General features: G+C 67.7%; 2 protein-coding genes and 1 pseudogene. All 3 read left to right on the top strand.

The window, feature by feature from the left end; genetic code table 11:
- On the top strand, positions 1 to 313 hold a 313-nt coding region (locus HKK72_RS38925; protein ID WP_187239379.1), incomplete at its 5' end, for an L-rhamnose mutarotase.
- 20 nt (positions 314 to 333) lie between these two features.
- Complete coding sequence (gene rhaI, locus HKK72_RS38920) at positions 334 to 1497, top strand: L-rhamnose isomerase (protein ID WP_187239378.1); 1164 nt, start codon at positions 334 to 336, stop codon at positions 1495 to 1497.
- Positions 1498 to 1621: 124 nt separating this feature from the next.
- Positions 1622 to 1850, top strand: a pseudogene (locus tag HKK72_RS38915) (bifunctional rhamnulose-1-phosphate aldolase/short-chain dehydrogenase); the annotation flags it as partial.

Here is a 1850-nt window from a genome sequence, read left to right as displayed (position 1 = left end):
GGTCTGTTTTCTGCTGAAGGTCCGGCCGGAGCGTCTCGACGAGTACCGGGAGCGACACCGGGCCGTATGGGCGGACATGCAGGCCGCGCTGCGGGACACGGGCTGGCGCAACTACTCCCTCTTCCTGCGTGACGACGGGCTGCTGGTCGGCTATCTGGAGACCGACGACTTCCAGGCCGCTCTCGACGGCATGGCGCGCACCGACGTCAACGCCCGCTGGCAGGCGGAGATGGCGCCGTTCTTCGAGGAGCTCGATGGACGGCGTCCCGACGAAGGAATGCTGACCCTCGACGAAGTTTTCCATCTCGACTGACGAAATTCGGGGACCCCCTAATGACGACAGACATTCCGCAAGTGAAGGCGGCTCTGCGAACCCAGGCGATCGAGACACCCTCGTGGGCGTACGGCAACTCGGGCACTCGCTTCAAGGTGTTCGCCCAGCAAGGTGTCCCGCGCACCCCGCAGGAGAAGATCGACGACGCGGCGCAGGTGCATCGTTTCACCGGCGTGGCCCCGAGCGTGGCGCTGCACATCCCCTGGGACCGCGTGGACGACTACGCGGCGCTGGCCGCGCACGCCCGAGACGCGGGGGTGCGCGTCGGGGCGATCAACTCCAATGTCTTCCAGGACGACGACTACATGCTCGGGAGTGTCACCAACCCCGACCCCGCGGTGCGCCGCAAGGCCCTGGACCACCTGCTCGAGTGCGTCGACATCATGGACCTCACCGGTTCCCGCGACCTGAAGCTGTGGTTCTCCGACGGCACCAACTACCCGGGCCAGGACGACATCCGCGCCAGGCAGGACCGGCTGGCCGAGGCGCTCGCCGCGGTGTACGACCGGCTCGGTGACGACCAGCGGTTCCTGCTGGAGTACAAGCTCTTCGAGCCGGCGTTCTACGCCACCGACGTGCCCGACTGGGGCACCTCGTACGCGCACTGCCTCAAGCTGGGCGACAAGGCACAGGTGGTCGTCGACACCGGGCACCACGCCCCGGGCACCAACATCGAGTTCATCGTCGCCTTCCTGCTGCGCGAGAACAAGCTGGGCGGGTTCGACTTCAACTCCCGCTTCTACGCCGACGACGACCTGATGGTGGGCGCGGCCGACCCGTTCCAGCTGTTCCGGATCATGCACGAGGTGATCCAGGGCGGGGGGTACGGGGAGCATGTGGCGTTCATGCTCGACCAGTGCCACAACATCGAGCCCAAGATCCCCGGCCAGATCCGCTCGGTGATGAACGTGCAGGAGGCCACCGCCAAGGCGCTGCTGATCGACGTCGAGGCGCTGCGCGCGGCGCAGAACGCCGGCGACGTGCTCGGCGCCAACGCCGTGTTCATGGACGCCTACAACTCCGACGTGCGCCCCCTGCTCGCCGAACTCCGCGAGGACATGGGCATCGACCCCGACCCGATGGCGGCCTACAGCCGCTCCGGCTACTTCGAGAAGATCCGCGACGAGCGTAAGGACGGGCAGGCCGCCGGCTGGGGCGCCTGAGCCCGCACGACGTGACCTCGCCCGGGTTCTCGCCACGGGAGGGCCGGCCGCACGGCGCCATGGACATCCACGACAACCGATCCCTGTGATCGATTTCAAGCTCGGCTGAGAAGGAGAACAAGAGATGACCTCCACTCCACCCGAAGTGGAGCAACTGCTCGACCGGTCCCACGCCCTCGGCGCGGATCCGCGCAACACCAACTACGCGGGCGGAAACGCCTCGGCCAAGGGAACGGTCCAGGACCCGGTGACGGCCCAGGACGTGGAGCTCATGTGGGTGAAGGGGTCCGGCGGTGACCTCGGCACTCTCACCGAGGCCGGGCTCGCGGTGCTGCGGCTCGACCGGTTGCGCG

Source organism: Actinomadura sp. HBU206391 (assembly GCF_014323665.1).
Classification (GTDB): Bacteria; Actinomycetota; Actinomycetes; order Streptosporangiales; family Streptosporangiaceae; genus Actinomadura_C.
Note: the sequence above shows the minus strand (reverse complement) of the source record. Positions and strands in the feature narration are given on the sequence as shown.